This window comes from Hymenobacter ruricola, from assembly GCF_015694525.1.
Taxonomy (GTDB): Bacteria; Bacteroidota; Bacteroidia; order Cytophagales; family Hymenobacteraceae; genus Hymenobacter; species Hymenobacter ruricola.
Map to the genome: position 1 here is coordinate 219,355 of NZ_JADQDM010000003.1, position 15,843 is coordinate 235,197.

The 15,843-nt window shown below is 57.0% G+C and carries 14 protein-coding genes; all 14 read left to right on the plus strand.

The window, feature by feature from the left end; genetic code table 11:
- The first annotated feature begins 32 nt into the window (after positions 1-32).
- The 14 genes from I2H31_RS08855 to I2H31_RS08920 all read left to right on the plus strand — a co-directional run bounded on the left by I2H31_RS08855 (position 33) and on the right by I2H31_RS08920 (position 15,707).
- Positions 33-1,892: a sialidase family protein gene (locus I2H31_RS08855; protein ID WP_196292664.1), complete on the plus strand. Its 1,860-nt coding sequence runs from the start codon at positions 33-35 to the stop codon at positions 1,890-1,892.
- A gap of 152 nt (positions 1,893-2,044) precedes the next feature.
- The gene (locus I2H31_RS08860; RefSeq protein WP_317192203.1) at positions 2,045-4,855 is read left to right on the plus strand and encodes a glycoside hydrolase family 2 protein; all 2,811 of its coding nucleotides are present in this window, start codon (positions 2,045-2,047) and stop codon (positions 4,853-4,855) included.
- 117 nt (positions 4,856-4,972) lie between these two features.
- Positions 4,973-5,146, plus strand: coding sequence for a hypothetical protein (locus I2H31_RS08865; protein WP_196292665.1), 174 nt, complete (start codon positions 4,973-4,975; stop codon positions 5,144-5,146).
- Positions 5,136-5,642, plus strand: coding sequence for a hypothetical protein (locus I2H31_RS08870; RefSeq protein ID WP_196292666.1), 507 nt, complete (start codon positions 5,136-5,138; stop codon positions 5,640-5,642). The genes I2H31_RS08865 and I2H31_RS08870 overlap by 11 nt, the downstream gene beginning before the upstream one ends.
- 17 nt (positions 5,643-5,659) lie before the next feature.
- Positions 5,660-6,040 carry a hypothetical protein gene (locus I2H31_RS08875; RefSeq protein ID WP_196292667.1) on the plus strand — a complete coding sequence of 127 codons (381 nt, stop codon included), beginning with the start codon at positions 5,660-5,662 and terminating at the stop codon, positions 6,038-6,040.
- 19 nt (positions 6,041-6,059) lie between these two features.
- Entirely contained in the window at positions 6,060-7,229 is a 1,170-nt protein-coding gene (locus I2H31_RS08880; protein ID WP_196292668.1) for an acyltransferase family protein, read from the plus strand.
- 39 nt (positions 7,230-7,268) lie between these two features.
- Positions 7,269-7,730, plus strand: coding sequence for a DUF6934 family protein (locus I2H31_RS08885; protein WP_230687610.1), 462 nt, complete (start codon positions 7,269-7,271; stop codon positions 7,728-7,730).
- Positions 7,727-7,888 carry a hypothetical protein gene (locus tag I2H31_RS08890; RefSeq protein ID WP_196292669.1) on the plus strand — a complete coding sequence of 54 codons (162 nt, stop codon included), beginning with the start codon at positions 7,727-7,729 and terminating at the stop codon, positions 7,886-7,888. Before I2H31_RS08885 ends, I2H31_RS08890 begins: the two co-directional genes overlap by 4 nt.
- Positions 7,889-7,945: 57 nt before the next feature.
- Positions 7,946-8,119 (plus strand): hypothetical protein, encoded by a 174-nt coding sequence (locus I2H31_RS08895; protein ID WP_196292670.1) that lies wholly within the window; start codon positions 7,946-7,948, stop codon positions 8,117-8,119.
- 257 nt (positions 8,120-8,376) lie between these two features.
- On the plus strand, positions 8,377-9,804 hold the full coding sequence (locus I2H31_RS08900; protein WP_196292671.1) for a hypothetical protein: 1,428 nt from the start codon (positions 8,377-8,379) through the stop codon (positions 9,802-9,804).
- Between the two features lie 254 nt (positions 9,805-10,058).
- Entirely contained in the window at positions 10,059-12,779 is a 2,721-nt protein-coding gene (locus I2H31_RS08905; protein ID WP_230687612.1) for an alpha-L-rhamnosidase, read from the plus strand.
- Between the two features lie 81 nt (positions 12,780-12,860).
- Positions 12,861-13,244 (plus strand): hypothetical protein, encoded by a 384-nt coding sequence (locus I2H31_RS08910; protein ID WP_196292673.1) that lies wholly within the window; start codon positions 12,861-12,863, stop codon positions 13,242-13,244.
- A 112-nt stretch (positions 13,245-13,356) separates the two neighbouring features.
- Positions 13,357-14,550: a glycoside hydrolase family 88/105 protein gene (locus I2H31_RS08915; protein ID WP_196292674.1), complete on the plus strand. Its 1,194-nt coding sequence runs from the start codon at positions 13,357-13,359 to the stop codon at positions 14,548-14,550.
- 26 nt (positions 14,551-14,576) lie between these two features.
- The gene (locus tag I2H31_RS08920) at positions 14,577-15,707 is read left to right on the plus strand and encodes a sialidase family protein (RefSeq protein WP_196292675.1); all 1,131 of its coding nucleotides are present in this window, start codon (positions 14,577-14,579) and stop codon (positions 15,705-15,707) included.
- Positions 15,708-15,843 lie beyond the last annotated feature (136 nt).

A 15,843-nucleotide genomic window follows, 5' to 3' on the forward strand; every position in this document is an offset into this window, starting at 1 on the left:
ACAGGACGCGGACTCGCAGAGTCCACGCTACAATGCTGGCGGCGCTACTACCCGCCCTCGCCCAAGCCCAAACCACGCCCGCCGAAACCATCCGTTACACCGGCACCACGCTCAGCAACGTGGACTACCACCACGGGCAGCTGCGGCCGGCCATCGGTACCCACGCCCGGCAGGTGCTGCGCGCCAACCGCGAGCACCCCGACGCGGCCAACGGTGAGGGCTGGACCTATAATCACGCCCCTATGCTGGCTTACTGGCAGGGGCAGTTTTATTACCAGTACCTCAGCAACCCCGTGGGCGAGCACGTGCCGCCCGGCCGCACCCTGTTGCTGACCAGCAAGGACGGCTACACCTGGACCAACCCCACCGTCATTTTCCCGCCCTACAAGGTGCCCGACGGCTTCACCAAGCCCGACCAGCCCGGCAAAGTGGCCAAGAACCTGGTGGCCGTGATGCACCAGCGCATCGGCTTCTACACCTCGAAGAAAAACCGCCTGCTGACCCTAGGGTACTACGGCGTGACCCTTGATGCCAAGGACGACCCCAACGATGGGCAGGGCATCGGCCGGGTGGTGCGCGAGGTGCTGCCGGGCGGCAAGTTCGGCCCCATTTACTTCCTGCGGAATAACGCGACGTGGGACAAGTCGAAATCCGCTTATCCCTTCTACACCACCAGCAAAGACAAGGGCTTCGTGGCCGCCTGCGAGGAAATCCTGGCCAACCCGCTGATGATGCAGCAGATGGTGGAGGAGCAGGACAAGGATGACCCGCTCATTCCCATTAAGAAGGATTACAAAGCCTTCAGCTACTACCACTTGCCCGATGGCAACCGCGTGGTGGGCCTCTGGAAGCACGCGCTGACGACTATTAGCCCCGACGGTGGCAAAACCTGGCCTAACCCGGTTATCCGGGCGCCGCACTTCGTGAACAGCAACGCCAAAATCTGGGGCCAGCGCACCTCCGATGGCCGCTACGCCACGGTGTACAACCCTTCCGAGTTCCGCTGGCCGCTGGCCATTTCGACCAGCGAAAACGGCCTCGACTACACCGACCTCTGGCTGGTACACGGCGAAATCACACCCATGCGCTACGGCGGCAATTACAAGAGCTACGGCCCGCAGTACGTGCGCGGCATCCAGGAAGGCGATGGCCTGCCGCCCGATAAAAAGCTGTGGGTGAGCTACAGCGTGAACAAAGAGGACCTGTGGGTGGCCTCGGTGCCCGTGCCCGTGCGCGCCACCGCCAGCAGCCACGCCAATGAGGTTTTCGCGCAACTACCGGCCGGGCAGGAACTAGACCAGTGGAATACCTACAGCCTCGTGCAGGCCCCGGTAGAAATCGGCAAACTACCCGATGGCTCGAAAGGCCTCGTGCTCAAAGACTCCGATAAATTCGACTACGCCAAGGCTGAGCGCATCATCCCCGAAAGCAAGCAGCTGGTGGCCGAACTCTCAATGGTGCCCGGCCAAAATGACCACGGCCTACTGCAAATTGAGTTTCAGGACGCTAAGGGCCAACCCGCGGTGCAGCTCAGCTTCGACTCCACCGGCACACTCAGCTACAAAGCCGGCGCCCGCTTCAAAGGCGTGACCAAGTACCAGGCCGGCCAGCCGCTGGACATGAAAGTGACCCTGGACGCCCCCAACCGCACCTGCACCATCACGACCAACGGTAAAACCAGCACCTTCATCTTCTTCGCCCCGGTAGCATCCTTCGAGCGGGTGATGTTCCGCACCGGCCCCGCCCGCCACTTCCCCACGCCCGACACCCCCGCTGACCAGGCCTATGACCTACCGAAAGCCGGCGAGTCGGAGCCGCCGGCAGTGTTTTACCTGAAGTCGCTGAAGACGTCGTCGCCTGACGCGGCTACGAAAGGCCTAGGCAAAAACTAAAACGACTACAATCCAGAGCGGTCAGGCAGAGCGCAGCGAAGCATCTCGCGTGCCGCACTACTCATACTAATTGCAACGAAGCCGAGCAAGATGCTTCGCTGCGCTCTGCCTGACCGCTCTTTTTTGACTTTTGACTACCTATAACTTCCCCTGTGCTCAAATACCTACTAGCCTTCTTGCTCCTCCCGCTGAGTCAGCTCCACGCGCAACGCACTGAAAACCAGATGCTGTCCGGCACGGGCAACGACAAAACCGTGAAGTGGCAATTCTACTGCACGGCCGGCCGCAACTCGGGCAAATGGACCACCATCCCGGTGCCCTCCAACTGGGAGCTGCAGGGTTTCGGCAAATACAACTATGGGCACAACAAAGACACCGCGCGCGGCAAGGAAAGCGGCCTCTACAAGTACCAGTTCAAAGTGCCGGCCAACTGGCAGGGCAAGGTCGTGAACATCGTGTTTGATGGGGCGATGACCGATACGGAGGTGAAAATCAACGGCCAATCGGCCGGGGCCATTCACCAAGGCTCATACTACCGCTTCAAATACGACATCTCGAAGCTGCTGAAATACGGCAAAACCAACCTGCTCGAAGCCACCGTGGCCAAGCACTCAGCCAACGAATCGGTGAACGATGCCGAGCGGCGCGGCGACTTCTGGATTTTCGGCGGCATCTTCCGGCCGGTGTTTCTGGAGGCGCTGCCGGTGAGCCACATCAGCCGCGTGGCCCTGGACGCGCGGGCTGATGGCAGCTTCAAAGCTGATGTGTACACGGGCGGCGAGGCCGATGAAGTCGTGGGCCAGCTTTACACAATGGACGGGCAGAAAGTAGGAGGGGAGTTTAAAGCTGCGGTAGCGGCTGGCGGCACAGTCACGCACTTGCAAACTACCGTTTCCAACCCGCAGCTTTGGACGCCCGAAACGCCCAACCGCTACCGCTTGGCCCTCACGTTGCGCAAGAGCGGCCAGACTGTGCATACGCTCAACCAGCGCTTCGGTTTCCGCACCGTGGAGCTGCGCGAGCGCGAAGGTTACTATGTGAATGGCGTGAAAGTCAAGTTTAAGGGCGTGAACCGGCACTCGTTTTGGCCCAGCTCGGGGCGTGCTACCAGTAAGGCGCTTAGCATCATGGACGTGAACCTGATGAAGGACATGAACATGAACGCCGTGCGCATGTCGCACTACCCGCCCGACGACCATTTCCTGGCCGCCTGTGACTCCCTAGGTCTGTTTGTGTTCGATGAAGTAGCCGGCTGGCACGCCGCCTACAACACGCCCACCGGCACCAAGCTCACCGAGGAAATGGTGGTGAAAGACGAAACCCACCCCAGCATCATCGGCTGGATAAACGGCAACGAGGGCGGCCACAACTTCGACCTCGACCCCGTGCTCGACCGCATGGACCTGCAAAAGCGCCCCGTGGTGCACGCCTGGCAGGTATTCCGCGGCACCGATACCCAGCACTACATCAACTACGACTACGGCAACGGCACCCACCTGCACGGCCACAACATCGTGTTTCCCACCGAATTCCTGCACGGCCTCTACGACGGCGGCCACGGCGCGGGCCTCGAAGATTACTGGGAGCAAATGTGGCGCGAGCCCCTCTCGGCCGGCGGCTTCCTCTGGGACTTCTCCGACGCCGCCGTGGTCCGCACCGACAAAGGCGGCATCCTCGACACCGATGGCGACCACGGCCCCGACGGCATCCTCGGCCCCTACCGCGAGAAGGAGGGGAGCTACTTCACCATCAAAGAAGTGTGGAGCCCCGTGTTTTTCGAGCGCCGCGAAATCACGCCCGCCTTCGACGGCACTTTCCGCATTCAAAACCGCTTCATCTACACCAACTTAAGCGCCTGCAAATTCACCTGGAAGCTGGCGCTGCTGCCCACGCCCGGCAGCAGCGCCGCGCCTGCCCCGCGCACTGGCGCCATTGCCGCGCCCAGCATCGCGCCCACAGAGTACGGCCCGCTCAAGCTGGCGCTGCCCGCCGACTGGCAGCAGGCCGACGTGCTCTACGTGACTGCCACCGACCCTAGCGGCCGCGAAATCTATACCTGGAGCTGGCCCATTGCCCGCCCCGCGCAGGTGGCCCAGCGGCTGGTGCTCACCACCGGCTCCGGCTCGGCCACCATCACCGAAACCGATTCGCTCTACACCGCCAACGCCCACGGCGTCACGCTCACCTTCAGCCGCAAAACCGGCCTGCTGCGCCAGGTGCGCAACGCCAAGGGCCTCATCCCGCTCACCAACGGCCCCGTGCTGGCCGAGGGCGAAACTGCCTTCGAAGGCCTCAAGCAGCACCAAGATGGTGCCAACGTGGTCATCGACGCCACCTTCGGCAAGGCCAGCCGCTACCAGTCGCTGCAATGGACGGTGTACCCCTCGGGCTGGGTACGCATGACCGCCAAGTACTTCCCCAAAGACTACGATTACGCCCTGGCCGGCCTCAGCTTCAACTACCCCGAAAAGGAGGTGCGCGGCATCCAGTGGCGCGGCGACGGCCCCTACCGCGTCTGGAAAGACCGAATGAAAGGCACCAACCTAGGCGTGTGGACCAAGGCCTACAACAACACCAGCACCGGCGAGCCCGACGGCACCCAGAGCCCGCTCTACCCCGAGTTCAAGGGCTACTATTCCAACTTCTACTGGCTCACGCTCCAAACCACCGGTCAGCCCCTCACCATCATCTGCGACCAGGAAGACGTGTACCTGCGCCTCTTCACGCCCCGCTTCGCGCCCAAGCCCTACAACACGGCCCCGGCCTTCCCCAGCGGCAACCTCTCGTTCATGCACGGCATCACGCCCATAGGGACCAAGTCGCAAAAAGCCGAAAACATGGGCCCCATGGGCAAAAGCAACATGTACTACGACTACAGCAAAGACCCGTCCTACGCCAAGGAAATCACCCTCTACTTCGATTTCACCGCCAAGCCCGCCGCCAAAGCCGTCGGGAAACGGTAGGAGGGAACCCGCTTCGTAAGTGCCAGCGTACAAGTAGCGGGCAGCAAACCAGGTGGTATGCTGCCCGCTATTATCTTTATCCAGGTCTGCTAGCTCAGCAGCGTTAACAGCACAGTCATGGCAAAGCTGACACGATACACAAGCTTCGAGGCGCTGAAATCGGATATTCAGCCCAATACACGCACCGAAGCAGAGCGGGATAGAGTGTATACAGAACTCGAAGAATTTATCAAGCTTTTACAGCAGGATTTAGCTGCCAAGAAGAAAGCGAAGCGTTCTGATGGACAATAAGCTAATCAGCGCCCTGCTGACGGTTTGTAGTGTCCTCAATAAGCACGGCGTTGATTACCTCGTCGTTGGCGGAATTGCGGTTGCGCTACATGGCTATTTCCGGCGTTCAATTGCTTCAAATGGCGTAGTTGCGGATAAGGTCGATTTAGATATCTGGTATAATCCGACTTACGGCAATTACTTCAAGGTACTGAAGGCATTGGAAGAGCTTGGCCAGGATGTCGCGAAATACGAACAAGAGCAGACCCCGAATCCTAAAAAGTCTTTTTTCAAGTATAGTTTCGAAGACTTTACGCTTGACCTGCTGCCGGAGCTGAAAGCGCCGCTAAGATTCGGAGTGTCTTTCGCAAGTCGAGAGGCTGCTGCTTTGGGCGGAGTCAGTATCCCCTTTATCAGCTTTGATGATTTGCTGGCGGACAAAGTAGTAAATGGCAGGCCGAAGGATATTGTTGACATTGAGCGATTAAAAGCCAAAAGAAAATCAGACGAGTTATAGGGAAATAAATGTTTTCCATGAAGAGGACTTTGCCAAAGGCGCTATTGATAGTAATTCCTCTGGTCTTGCTAGCTCTTTATTTCACGTCGAATTCTCGCAATCCTTACGCCGAAGTAGAATGGGTAGAATACTGGCCCGGTGCTGGTGATAGATACCGAACATTTACCCCTGTTCTGAAAGCCGATAGTAAGACAGCAGTAGGGCCAACAATTGGGGCCGACTATGGGGCTTTGTCCTTTGAGGACACCGATAACGACGGCGTAAAAGAGGCAGTCATCGAAAGCGACGGTTCTTTTACCTTAGAAGAATTCTCGCATGAAAGGCACACGCTGAAATACCAGCGCGATTCACTGGGTAGGGCTAAGTTTACGCTGCTTAAAAGCGAAATCTTGAAGTAGCCCAACCTCTCCCACCCGTATGCAGCCCACCCCACTACCCACCAAGCCCCATTACCCCATCCTAGACGGCCTGCGGGGCGTGGCGGCGCTGATGGTGGTGGCCTTTCACCTGTGCGAGGCCCACGCCACTAGCCACCTCGACCAGGTGATTAACCACGGCTACCTGGCGGTGGATTTCTTCTTTCTGCTGTCGGGGTTCGTGATTGGCTACGCCTACGACGACCGGTGGGGCCGCCTCACGGTGGGCGGTTTCTTCAAGCGGCGGCTGGTGCGGCTGCAACCCATGGTGGTGCTGGGCATGGTGATAGGGGCGGCGATGTATTACTTCCAGGCGTCGGCGCTGTTCCCCATCATCGGCCAGACGCCGGTGTGGAAGATGCTGCTCGTGATGCTCATCGGCTGCTTTATGGTGCCGGTGCCGGTGTCGCTCGACCTGCGGGGCTGGCACGAAACCTTTCCGCTCAACGGGCCGGGTTGGTCGCTGTTTTTCGAGTACGTGGCCAACGTGCTGTACGCGACGGTGGTGCGCCGCTTCTCCAACGTGGCGCTGGGCATCTTGGTGGTGCTGGCGGCGGGGGCGCTGCTGCACCTGGGCCTCACCAGTCCGCAGGGCGATGTCATTGGGGGCTGGTCGCTGGAGCCCGTGCAGCTGCACATCGGCTTCGCCCGCATGGCGTACCCGTTTTTTGCGGGGCTGCTGCTATTTCGGCTGGCGCGGCTGCGGCCGGTGCCGCAGGCCTTTTGGTGGTGCAGCCTGGCGGTGGTAGTGGTGCTGGCCATGCCCCGCATCGGCAGCCCCACGCAGCTGTGGCAAAATGGGCTCTACGATGCGCTCTGCATCATTTTCGTCTTCCCCGCTATCATCTTCTTCGGGGCCAGCGGGGCGGTGCGCTCGGGCGCGGCCCAGCGGCTGTGCCGCTTCCTGGGCGATATTTCGTATCCGATTTACATCACGCACTACCCGCTCATCTACACCTACACGGCCTGGGTCGCTACCCATAAAGTGTCCTTGCGCGAGGGCTTGCCCGTGGCGGCGCTGGTCTATCTGGCGGCGGTGGCGCTGGCGGTTGGGTGCTTGAAGTTTTACGATGAGCCGGTGCGAGAGTGGCTGAGGAAGAGGGCGTTGAAGGTTAATGGTGGGAGTGAAGTAAAAGCGGAGAAAGTCGCTTTGGCAACGAAGCAACCCTAGCACCTTGATTTCATAGCTAACCGCGTATTTTAGCAGCCGATGCTCGACAACCGTTACATATTTGACATTTCGCCCGATGTGTTGACCTTCGAGTTTGACAGCGTGGGACCCAACGGAACAGTCGCCAAAGTGGTGCGCTATACCGAAGTCAACATCAAGAACTTCTACAACCTTGGGTTTGGCGACAAAGACCCGCAGTCGGGCTACATCAGCGACTTGAGCATCACGAATAACAACGACAGCCAAAAGGTGTTGGCCACCGTGGCCCGCACCCTCTACGTGTTCACGGAACAGTATCCCGAGGCAATCGTGTTTGCCGCTGGTAGTACCCTGGCCCGCACCAGACTTTACCGCATGGGCATCACCACTAATCTGGCGGCCATTGAGCAGGATTTTAAAATTCTTGGTCTGACAACCGACCAGGAGTGGGAGCCCTTTCGTAAAAATGTAACGTACCACGCCTTTTCCGTTCAGCGAAAAGCTAAAACCAATCAGCCATGAAAAAAACCGCCAAAAAGCCGATTAAGCTTAAAGAATCGGCTGATTACAAAATCAACCCCGACCTGCAAGGTAAATACGATGACCAGCCACTGTTTCAGGACAAGGTGAACCGCGTGAATCATATCCTGAAAACAGTCGGCATCCCGAAGTTTTCCTGAGGTTTCAACCGGAACAGGAGATGCAGTTCAGTAGTACAGCGTCAGTAATGGTTGGCCATGATTAGAGAACCTAAAAACGTTGATTTCGTCACTACTGGCCGGCAGCCCTCCGACGAAGAGTTTGCCCGCATCAGCGAGTGGATTAAGCAGGACAAGCAGAAACAAGCCGCCCGCAAGCCCGCCAACCCAACTCCGGCCGCCAAGGTGCCGGGTAGCCGGGAGGCCGCTTAGCTCCGCGCAGTCACGCACTACCCGCTCATCTACCCCTACACGGCCTGGGTCGCTACCCATAAAGTATCCTTGCGCGAGGGCTTGCCCGTGGCGACACTGGTCTATCTGGCGGCGGTGGCGCTGGCGGTTGGGTGCTTGAAGTTTTACGACGAGCCGGTGCGGGAGTGGTTGAGGAAGAAGGTGTTGATAAGTAGGGGAGAAGCTCAGGCAGCGGAGGTTCCTGCTGTAGTAAAGTAAGTGAGTTACTGCGTGAAATTATGGATTTAAATGGATGGTTGACGGTAATAACTGTATTCACGGCAATATTTGCTTTGATTCCTCGGCCGGAATTATTGCTTTCGTTTTACAGAATAAAAAGTATCGAAAAATGGACGGTATTTATCGTTGTTATTTTTGTAATACCATTCATTATTCTTTTTCCTAAATTAACTGATACCTTTAGATTTTTAAATATATTTTATGTTCAATGGGGATTCGAGCCTAGTATAGTAGCTTTCGCAATTTTTTATCTGTCACTCTTATGGATTATTGCTCATCTATTTGTTATTAAGCCGGAAATAACAAATAACAAAAAATCTATTCCATACCTGCTGCAATTGCTGGATGAAAAACCGTTTGAAGAATTCTTTAATATATTTACTAAATATACTTCGAAAGTCGGAATAAAAAATAATTGGGTTTTATATAAGAAAATATTTTTTAAACCGAAGTTTTTAAAAAATATGACATCTGACAAAATTAATTACTTTCTTCCATTTTGGAGTAAAGTATCGAATGAGGAGAAATTCAAAGAGGTGTTTTTCTTATTTTTAGAAGATGAAAAGTCTGTATATTATAGCGAAATCAAAGAGCATTGGAATTCATATTCTCTTGTCAATGGTAAGCCTTTCCTAAAGAAGGTGCTAGATAAGAGCTTAAAAAATTCTATAAATAATGGGTTGTTACTTGTGATTTCTGACTTTATGAATGCTCATATGCACATGGAGCATGGTAAAATTGGCATTTATAATAAGCCTCATAATTATCCTAGATTAAGAGGTGAAGAGGGATTTGACTTGCCTCTTTATTATCATCTCTTATTTATCGGTATTTTATATGCAACAGCAATTAAAAATAAATTTGATATAGCTGAATATCCTATTCGGTATTCACATATGTATTCTATCTATTCCGGTGTTTTTGAAAATATCATTAAAAACATTGATATAGCAAAAAATGATTCAGCGGGAGTATACCCTACTAACTACCATTGGTTGATTAGCCAAAGCTTGTCTTTTGTTGGGAATTGGCTTGTAACATTTTCTGAAAAAGAATACTTTGTTGAAGGTAGTAGTTATGTGAATTTTATTCCCTCTGTTTTCTCTATGTGCATGGATGAATTATATAAAGGTTTTGTGAAGGGTAAAATATCCCAAGATTTTATAAATAATATTTTGTATTATAATATGCTTTCTTCTTATTTTGATTATGATATTGATGTTTCTATAATGGTCTCCATTGAAGAAAATGTTATTCAAAAGATACCTAGAAAGCATATAAAGCCTGTTCTGTCCTTCATGCTGAATGAAAAATTTGCGTTGCAGTACCAAGACCTAATAGGAGGGTCATATCATGGTTTGAGCAAAGAAGAATCTTTAGCTCTAAATAGATTTAGAGAGTTTCTGCTTGAGAAAGGAATGATTTAAGGATTGTGTAATTTTTTTATTAAACCCACACCCCATTCCACCATCCTCCCCACACCATGCACAAATCGACCAGATTCGTGCTAACATCCTAGAATAACGGGAAGCAAAAAAGTCCGAACTATGTGGGTGCCGAACTGCGCCCCGCGCACCCCCCAGCCGGCCCGGTGGCCGAGGCGCTTGCTCTACGTTGGGGCGGGCGCAGGGGGGAGGCTCCGACTATGACCGCCCGACTCCTGTTACTTCTGCTTACTTGTTTGTCACTCACGGCGTTGGGGGCCGCGCCGCCTGCCGCCGTGCAGCTTCAGCAGCTGCGCTGCGAGCTACTGACCAACCCCGAAGGCATCGACGCCACCGCCCCGCGCCTGAGCTGGGAGCTGAGCAGCGCCGCGCGCGGCCTCACCCAAACCGCCTACCAGGTGCTGGTGGCCTCGACCCCCGAGAAGCTGGCCGCCGACGAAGGCGACCTCTGGAACTCGGGCAAGGTGGCGTCGGGCCAATCGGTGCATGTGGCCTACGCCGGGGTGCCGCTCCGCAGCCGCGCCCGCTGCTACTGGAAGGTGCGCACCTGGACCGACCAGGGCGAAACCGCCTGGAGCCCGCCCGCCCGCTGGAGCATGGGCCTGCTCAACTACCTCGACTGGAAAGGCCGCTGGATTGGCCTGGACCGCGCCTTTCCCTGGGACGATGAATCGACCCACGCCCGGCTGTCGGCCCGCTATTTCCGCAAGGAATTCAAGGCCGACAAGCCCGTGACGCAGGCCACCGCGTCCATCATCGGGCTGGGGCTGTACGAGCTGTACCTCAACGGCCAGCGCGTGGGCGACCAAGTGCTGGCGCCCGGCCCCACCGACTACACCCAGGGCGTGAAGTACAACACCTTCGACGTGACCGCGCTGCTGCGGCCCGGCGCCAACGCCCTGGGCACGGTGCTCGGCAACGGCCGCTTCTACGCCATGCGGCAGCACTACAAGCCGTACAAAATCAAGACTTTCGGCTACCCCAAGCTGCTGATGCAGCTGGACGTGACTTACGCCGACGGTAGCCACGAAGTCATCAAAACCGACGAAACCTGGCAAGCCACCGCCGACGGCCCCATCCGGGCCAACAACGAGTACGACGGCGAAGAATACGACGCCACCAAGGAAATGCCGGGCTGGGCCACCGCCGGTTTCGACGCCAAAAAGTGGCTGAAAGCCGAGCTGGTGCAGGAGCCCGGCGGCACCTTCGAGGCCCAGATGAACGAGAACATGAAGGTGATGGAAACCCTGAAACCGGTGGCCCTCAAGCCGCTGGCGGGCGGGAAGTTCATCCTCGACCTGGGCCAGAACCTGGCCGGCTGGCTGCGGCTGCGCGCCACCGGACCCAGGGGCCAGAAAATCACGTTGCGCTTTGCCGAGACGTTGCAAAAAACCGGCGAGCTGTACGTGGCCAACCTGCGCGACGCTCGCGTGACCGACGTGTACACGCTGCGCGGCGGCGCCCGCGAAACCTGGGAACCGACGTTCGTGTACCACGGCTTCCGCTACGTCGAAATCAGCGGCTACCCCGGCACGCCCACGCTGGCCGATTTCGACGGCCGCGTGGTGTACGACGACCTGGCCACGACGGGCGAGTTTACCACCTCGAATGCCACTATCAACCAGGTATATAAGAATGCCTACTGGGGCATCCGGAGCAACTACAAGGGCATGCCCATCGACTGCCCGCAGCGCAACGAGCGGCAGCCCTGGCTCGGCGACCGCACCACCGGCGCGTATGGTGAGAGCTTCGTGTTTGACAACTCGCGGCTGTACGCGAAGTGGCTCGACGACATTGCGCAGGCCCAAAAAGCCGACGGCAGCATCCCCGACGTGGCCCCCGCGTTCTGGCGCTACTACGGCGACAACGTGACCTGGCCCGGTACCTACCTCACCATCGCCGACATGTTGTACACGCAATACGGCGACGCCCAGCCCATTGCCAAGCACTACGACTCGATGCGTCGCTGGCTCGTCTACATGCGTGCCAACTACATGACGGACAATAATATCGTCACCAAGGACAAGTACGGCGACTGGTGCGTGCCGCCCGAGTCGGAGAAGCTAATTCACTCGCAGGACCCCGCCCGCAACACCAGCGGCGAGGTCATTGCTACCAGCACCTACTACCACCTGCTGACGCTGATGCAGCGCTTCGCCACCGTGCTCGGCAAGCCCGCCGATGCGCAGGAATACGCCGCCCTAGGTGCCAAAATCAAGGACGCGTTCAACCAGAAGTTCCTGAACGCCCACAACCAGCAGTACGCCAACAACACCGTGACGGCCAACCTGCTACCCCTGGCCTACGGCATGACACCAGATGCCGAGCGGGGCAAGGTATTCCAGAACATCGCCGATAAAATCTTGGTCGAAAACAAGGGCCATATCAGCACGGGCGTCATCGGCACGCAGTGGCTCATGCGCGGCCTCACCGCCGAGGGCCGCCCCGACATCGCCTACAAACTGGCCACTAACCGCGACTACCCCAGCTGGGGCTACATGGCCGCCAACGGCGCCACTACCATTTGGGAGCTCTGGAACGGCAACACCGCCGACCCCGCCATGAACTCCCAAAACCACGTGATGCTGCTCGGCGATTTAATCATCTGGGATTACGAGAACCTGGCGGGCATCAAATCGGCCGCGCCTGGTTTTCAGGAGCTGGAAATGAAGCCCGCCCTGATTGACGGGCTGACGTCGGTGCAGGCTTCTTATAATTCGGTGCGCGGCCTGGTGCGCAGTAGCTGGACGCGCGATGCGAAGCGCTTCACTTGGAGCATTACCGTGCCAGGCAATTCTAAAGCGCTGGTATACGTGCCGGCCAAGGATGCGAAGGATGTGACGGAAGGTGGCAAAAAGACTTCTGGCGCGGCTGGAGTGAAGTTTTTGCGGATGGAAGGGACGCGGGCGGTGTTTGAGGTTGGGTCGGGGGAGTATGCGTTTGTGGCGAAGCAGTAGAGTTAATGCTACAAAAGAAATGTCATGCTGAGCTTGCCGAAGCATCTCTACCGCTTCGTTGAATAGTAACTAATTACCATAATGAGCGACAATCAATTCGATTCTCTACAAGCCTTTTTGACAGGGACTCCTGCTATTGAAGGGCCGATTGGGCAAGGGATGAATGAAGGCATGTGGTGGGTGAAGTTCAGAATTGATATTAAGCATCCGCTGGCTTGGCAGGTAGTTCAAGAAATAGGGCACGTTGTGAATTACCTGTCATTAAATGAAAAGCTGCCAACTACTTTTTATCCGGTTTCGCCACCCCCTTATATGAACGGTGGGCCAGAAGATTTCCTGTCTTGGGTAATTGAAAATACCGACAAGGAGTTTGTCCCAGATACCTTAAAAACGTGGCTTGAAGGAAGATTGCCCCAGCCTGTAAATGATGAATCTGCGTGGCTGACTGATGATGACGAAGAGTAGCTGATTGCAACTGTACTCAACGAAGCGGGAGAAATGCTTCGGCTGCGCTCAGCATGACAAGAGAAAATAAATGACTAAAAATAAAATTATTGGCAAGGCGAAAACAGCTGGCTTGGCCCTAGTAATAGGCGCCACACTACTAGCGTGCCTACCCGCCGCCCACGCCCAAACCCCAGCGCCTGCCATCACGCAAATCCCCGCCACCGCCAAGTGGTCGGAACGCATGGCACTGTCGGTGCTGAAGCGGAGCCCGTGGCTGCAAGACCCCAACCTAGGTGATTCCTGGGGCTACACCCAGGGGCTGCTGATGCACTCACTGGAAGCCCTGGAGCACCAGAACCACGACCCGCGCCTGCGCACCGCCTTGCAGCAGTACGGTGATAAAATGGTGGATGCCCAGGGCGAGATTCACAACAAAGACTACAAGCCGCTGGACAACAGCCTCGACAACATCAACTCGGGCAAGCTCCTGTTTCAGCTCTACACCGATACCAAGCAGGAGAAGTATAAAATTGCCCTGCAAAAGCTGCACGCCGAGCTTCAGCAACAACCTAAAACCAGCGACGGCGGCTACTGGCACAAGCAGAAATACCCCAGCCAAATGTGGCTCGATGGGGCCTACATGGCCAGCCCATTCGTGGCGCAGTACGCGGCGTTTTTCAAGGAGCCGGCCGGGTTTGATGAAGCCGCCAGGCAACTGCTCTTGCTCGAAAAACACCTGCGCGACCCCAAAACCGGCCTGCTCTACCACGGCTGGGACGAGAAGCACGTGCAAGCCTGGGCCAACCCGCAAACCGGCCAGTCGCTCAACTTCTGGGGCCGCGCTATTGGCTGGTACGGCATGGCGCTAGTCGATGTGCTCGACTACTTGCCCGCCAAGCACCCCGACCGCCCCAAGCTGGTGCAGGTACTCGACCGGCTGGCCGTGGCCATGCAGCGCTACCAGGACCCCGCCAGCGGCCTTTGGTACCAGGTAGTAGACAAGGGCGGCCAGCCCGGCAACTACCTGGAGGCGTCCGCCTCGGGCATGTTCGTGTACACCTTGGCCAAGGGTGTGAACAAGGGCTACCTCAACAAGAAGTATCGCCCGGTGGCCCAAAAAGGCTTCGACGGCATCACGTCTAAGCTCATCAAAACCCAGCCCGATGGCGAGCTCAACCTGCTGCAAGTATGCGAAGTGGCCGGCCTAGGTCCCGGTGCCGAGCGCAACGGCTCCTACGAATACTACGTGAGCGAGCGCATCAAAATCAACGATTTGAAGGGGGTAGGGCCGTTCATCCTGGCCAGCCTCGAACTCAATAAATAGCGGCTTCGGCCCGCCAACGTATCGCCATGAGAAACCCCATTTTGCTACTGGCCCTCGGGCTGCTTGCGCACGGCGCATCGGCCCAAACGCAGCCGTGGAAACAGGGCATCGTCACCGACGAATTCATCTTCGAAAAAGCGCCCTTCCCCGAGAGCCACGCCGCCACCATCGCCGAAACGCCGAAGGGCCTCGTGGCCGCCTGGTTTGGCGGCACCAAGGAGCGCAACCCCGACGTGGGCATCTGGGTGAGTCGCCAGGAAAACGGCAAATGGACGGCTCCGGTCGAGGTCGCCAACGGCGTGCAAAGCGAAACCCTGCGCTACCCCACTTGGAACCCGGTGCTGTACCAGGTGCCGGGCGGCGAGCTACAGCTGTATTATAAAATTGGCCCGAAACCCTCTGACTGGAAGGGCTGGCTGCGCATTTCCCAGGACAACGGCCTGACGTGGTCGGCGGCCCAGGCGCTGCCGGAAGGCTACATCGGGCCGGTGAAAAACAAGCCCGTGCTGCTCAAAAACGGCACCTTGCTCTCGCCCACCAGCACCGAAGGCAGCGGCGGCTGGCTGGTGCACTTCGAGGCTTCGCCCGATTTTGGCAAGACCTGGACCAAAACCGCACCCGTGCCCAACGGCGCCACCCAAGGCGCCATTCAGCCCAGCATCCTCACCTACAAAGACGGCCGCCTGCAAGCCCTCTGCCGCAGCCGCGACCGCGCCATCCTCGAAACGTGGTCGACGGACCAGGGCCAAACCTGGTCGCCCCTCGCCAAAACCACCCTGCCCAACAACAACTCCGGCACCGACGCCGTGACCCTAAAAGACGGCCGCCAGCTGCTGGTTTACAACCACGTGCTACCCCCTGGCACCCTCGCCAAAGGTCCCCGCACCCCCCTCAACGTGGCCGTATCGAAAGACGGCAAAGAGTGGTACGCGGTAGCCATTCTGGAAGATTCGCCCATCAGCCAGTACTCGTACCCCTCGGTGATTCAGACTAAAGACGGGCTGGTGCATTTCGTGTACACTTGGCGCCGCCAGCGCATTAAGCACGCCGTGCTCGACCCCAAGAAGATGAAGCTGGTGAAGATTGAAAACGGCGTGTGGCCAGCCATGAAAGGCTACAAAGCGCCGGAAGGCACGGCGGAGATTACGAAGGATTAACCGCACGATAAGCTAGAACGTCAACCAAAAACGTCCGTCATGCTGAGCGGAGCGCAGCGCAGTCGAAGCATCTCTACCTCAATACTAACTCCTGACGCTAGCAACGAAGCGGTAGAGATGCTTCGACTTCGCTGCG